General features: G+C 47.1%; 1 protein-coding gene. It reads right to left on the bottom strand.

What is annotated here, in order from left to right; genetic code table 11:
• Positions 1–191, bottom strand: a 191-nt coding sequence (locus R0J87_RS24425) for a hypothetical protein (RefSeq protein ID WP_498889635.1), incomplete at its 3' end; no start/stop codon positions are given.
• Between the last annotated feature and the right edge of the window lie 47 nt (positions 192–238).

Genomic DNA, 238 nt, shown 5'->3' with positions numbered 1-238 from the left:
CTAAGCGACTCAGGCACTTCAATTGACTCTACCGCTTGCATCGCTTGTTCAGCAGATGCTGCAGCCGCTTGTTTCATCTCCGAAAGTTCCGAGCCGCTTGGCAATGTTTCTTCGACTTGCGCGATTTCAAAGTCGTTCAATGATGCGTCTTCTTTATTTATTTCTTTGGAAACAGATAGATAGAACTGCATCAACTGGCTCTTGATGCTTTCCTTCCCGGATTCCATCGTGGCAGACC

It is taken from the genome of Halomonas sp. SIMBA_159, assembly GCF_046536035.1.
Lineage (GTDB): Bacteria > Pseudomonadota > Gammaproteobacteria > Pseudomonadales > Halomonadaceae > Vreelandella > Vreelandella venusta_A.
Note: the sequence above shows the minus strand (reverse complement) of the source record. Positions and strands in the feature narration are given on the sequence as shown.